The 3022-nt window shown below is 61.8% G+C and carries 4 protein-coding genes; all 4 read right to left on the bottom strand.

The genetic code is table 11. The annotated features are described in order from the left end of the window. Positions 1–433 precede the first annotated feature (433 nt). The 4 genes from ACLFKU_RS42930 to ACLFKU_RS42915 all read right to left on the bottom strand — a co-directional run bounded on the left by ACLFKU_RS42930 (position 434) and on the right by ACLFKU_RS42915 (position 2855). Positions 434–601, bottom strand: coding sequence for a hypothetical protein (locus ACLFKU_RS42930; RefSeq protein WP_410853282.1), 168 nt, complete (start codon positions 599–601; stop codon positions 434–436). Between the two features lie 66 nt (positions 602–667). Beyond that, positions 668–1270, bottom strand: coding sequence for a hypothetical protein (locus tag ACLFKU_RS42925; protein ID WP_410853281.1), 603 nt, complete (start codon positions 1268–1270; stop codon positions 668–670). A gap of 502 nt (positions 1271–1772) precedes the next feature. Continuing rightward, positions 1773–2612, bottom strand: coding sequence for a universal stress protein (locus ACLFKU_RS42920; protein WP_410853280.1), 840 nt, complete (start codon positions 2610–2612; stop codon positions 1773–1775). A 165-nt stretch (positions 2613–2777) separates the two neighbouring features. Continuing rightward, positions 2778–2855, bottom strand: a complete 78-nt coding sequence (locus ACLFKU_RS42915; RefSeq protein ID WP_410853283.1) for a ChaB family protein — start codon at positions 2853–2855, stop codon at positions 2778–2780. Between the last annotated feature and the right edge of the window lie 167 nt (positions 2856–3022).

Here is a 3022-nt window from a genome sequence, read left to right as displayed (position 1 = left end):
CTCGAAACCCGCACCTTCGTCAGCTTCCATCGCCAGCGTCTGCTGCTTCATCCTGTTCTGCCTTCCTTATCCACTCCGCTCTATAACGCTCCGAGTAGCTATGCGGTGGACTTGATCAGCAATGCCCAAGGCAATGGCTGAAGGTGACGCCATTGAATGGGCGCGTCGCTATATAGCGTCGTCTGCCGAAGTTTTGGAAACGTCGCTAAAACGGGAGGAGATGCGCGGGAATCCGCGTCCTCGTTCATAGAGCTCATTGACATGGTCCGTGACCTGGTTCTCGAAATCTGACAGCGATAGGAACTCCACGATCGGGTCCGAAGTGAGGAGGCGGACGGCCGGCTTTCATAGAAGCCTTTTGATGGAGGACGGCGCTACAGCACGATGCCTGTTGCTCGCGCACCGCCCCCGTTTGGGGCGCGCGACAGCCGGCCTAACGGCGACCGCTCAGCAAAAAGACGAGGGCGAGCGGGGCGAGCAGCACGATCCAGAACAAAGGCGTGGCGGCGATTGATGCATACAATCCGCTCACCGCCCCGACGTATCCAACGACGCCCGTCAGCACGAGGCCCGCTGCCATAAAGTTGTAGACGCGCAGCACATATTGCGCGAGCCCCGGGTCGCTACTTTCGAGTCCGCGCTCTGTTACTGCGATTGCGGGACGCGTTCAGCGTACCGGAGCGCCGTCTCGCGTGATCTGAACCGCAGTCGCCTCGACGTAGTCGACGTGTACGCTGTCGCCCGCTTCGAGCCCTTCGAGCAAACCGTCTGACGACGCCTGCAGCACAACGGTGCGCGTCGGTCCGCGCAACGTCAATTGACGCTTGCCGCGATCGATCTGCACGACGGTAACCACTGCCTCGACCCGGTGTACGGCAAGGGACGCGCCGAGCGATGGGCCGGTCGTGAACCCTTTATCGACGCGCTCGCGGATGCCACTCGAGTTGGACTTGTCGGCCCGCAGCAATAGCGCGCGGTTGAACGTGACGGCGACGGTGTCGCCCAGCCGCAGTTTTTGCACGTCTCCGATACTCGGGTCGACCACCACGTCGACGGGTTCACCGTTGTCTTCGAGGAGTGTCATGCTGTTTCGTCCGGCATCTATCGCGAACACGACCGCGTTCGCATGTGTGACGCTGGTGCCCGAGAAAGGCTTGTCGGGGGCCGTCTGGGTTGTGCCTTCTTCCGCCGTTGCCGCGCGCGGAAGCGCTGCGGCGAATATAAGTCCTGCCGTGGCCGCCAGCAGTCCGCCTTGCCATCTGTGTTTCATCGTGTAACCTCCGCGCCGTGCAACTCAAATGCGTTTGTTCACGCCGCCACGTTCGAAGAATGTGGACGGCGCAATACGTCTGTTCACACGAGCGAGCAACTGCGGCGCGTATGCGAGTTCGGCCAACCTTGCGCGAACGCGAGGATGAACGCACGCGAGCGACACGACGACGAACGAGCCCGGCAGTGCGAGAAATCCTATTAGCAAGATCCGTTTAAGCATGCTGAGCCCCGTCTGCACTTCACGCACGGTTTCATCGTAGGGGCTCGCGCGCCAGTTCGGTTGATGCATGTCAACGGCGATACGGATCTGATGCGAACGCGTGCTGTGCGAGGCACCGCGCGGCAAGATGCACACCTGACGCAGGTCAATCCGAAAGGCGTTCGACCGTTGACGCACGCATTGCGCCACATCGCGGAGTCCGAGACTGGGCGCGCGAATCATGTCCAGAGCGAACGACGGTATTCGCGAACATGGCGTACCTCACGCAAACTGCGCGGATTCAGTTCGACATCAGAACCGGGACAGTCATCGATTGCAGCAGCGCGCGCGTAACACCGCCCCACACGGCTTCGTGCCAGCGCGCGTGACCGTATCCACCCATCACGATCAGGTCGCTGCCATGAGCCTGCGCGCACGACAGCAACTTGCTTCCAACGCGCTCTCCGGTGGCGCCTTCGAGTTCGAGCAAGTCGATGACCGCGTCGTGACGGGCGAGCGTACGTGCCATGTCCGTGCCCGGAATGCGCGCGCCAAGCGGCGCGTCCGCCGGTCCATGCACCGTCACGAGGATGTTCTGTCGCGCGCGGGAAATGAACGGCAGGGCGTCGTGGATGGCGCGGGTCGCCTCGCGGCTTCCATCCCATGCGATCAGGATGCGGTTGCCGACGCTCGGGAATACGCCCGTGTAGGGCACGAAGAGCACGGGTCGCCCTGCTGTCATCATCAGCTGTTCGCCAACGTGATCGTGGATGTATGTTTCGGAGGCGTTCGGGTTCGACTGGCCGGCGATGATAAGGTCAGCCAGACGCGCGTACCGTACGATGCTACGCATGTCGCTGGCGTCGCGGCATCGGAATTGGCCGGCGACCTCTGCGTGCCGGCACGCGGCGTCGAATAGATCACGCAAAGCCGCTCGCTGTTGATCGCTCTGCCGCATTACTTCCGCGTACATGCTGGCCGCGCCCGGTATCGCGGACAATATGTGAGGATCCGGAATGGGGGTGGCGTCCAGCCCCACCAATAGCGCATCAAACTGCCGGGCGACGCGCAACGCGATTTCGAGGCGCTGCCGCGCTGCCTGACTATCGTCCAGATGGACCAGCAAGTTGCGGTAGTTCATCGCATTGACTCCATCGGCACGCAAAAGATGTCTTCGCGCATGACTGAATCCAGTCCGGGTAGGCGGGAGACCGCAGCGTTGACGCAAGTCAACCGGATTGGGGGCCTGCGGGCTGTACAGCACAAAGGGCTTTGACCGGCAGCAGGAGCGCCACTATCCGGCGGATCAGCGGCGCGCTATCCACTCATTGCCGCCCTTGACGTAACGCCGCTTGACTGCCGCCCATGCCACGCGATGCGCGATTTCTTCGTGACGCGCATCGGCCGCGTATTCCTCGTATGCAGCGTTAAGGCATTGCTGATCAAGTCCACCGCATAGCTACTCGGAGCGTTATAGAGCGGAGTGGATAAGGAAGGCAGAACAGGATGAAGCAGCAGACGCTGGCGATGGAAGCTGACGAAGGTGCGGGT

Source organism: Paraburkholderia sp. EG304 (assembly GCF_046543485.1).
In the GTDB taxonomy this organism is placed as follows: domain Bacteria; phylum Pseudomonadota; class Gammaproteobacteria; order Burkholderiales; family Burkholderiaceae; genus Paraburkholderia; species Paraburkholderia youngii.
The sequence above is the reverse complement of the archived record's forward strand: the minus strand, read 5'-3'. Positions and strand labels throughout refer to the sequence as shown.